Below are 336 nucleotides of genomic sequence, written 5' to 3'. Positions count from 1 at the left end.
CCAACAATTGCTCGAATGGCGCAGGATCAAAGTGGACATCGGCCACATCGGCAGGGGTAATACCCGTAAGCCGCGAAATCTTCGCGCTGATCGTTGCCTCCACGGGCCGCCGCAGACTTTGAGCCGAGCCAAGGATCTGGACCACGCGCCCATAGGCATCGATCTTCAGAAGAACCACGGCAAGGTCAATGATCTCGTCCGTTTCATGGGACAGGCCCGTGGTTTCGCAATCTACCAACGCGACCGCCATGAAGGGCGGGCGGGGATCTGCCGCCAGAGGAAACTGGTCCAGCCTGTTAACGCGGCGCAGAATAATGGTATCGCATTCAGGAGCCA

General features: G+C 58.6%; 1 protein-coding gene. It reads right to left on the bottom strand.

Annotated elements, in window-relative coordinates; translation table 11 throughout:
- A partial coding sequence (locus EOE18_RS18280; RefSeq protein WP_281278054.1) for an exonuclease domain-containing protein occupies positions 1-336 on the bottom strand: 336 nt, incomplete at both ends.

The organism is Novosphingobium umbonatum (assembly GCF_004005905.1).
GTDB lineage: Bacteria > Pseudomonadota > Alphaproteobacteria > Sphingomonadales > Sphingomonadaceae > Novosphingobium > Novosphingobium umbonatum.
The sequence above is the reverse complement of the archived record's forward strand: the minus strand, read 5'-3'. Positions and strand labels throughout refer to the sequence as shown.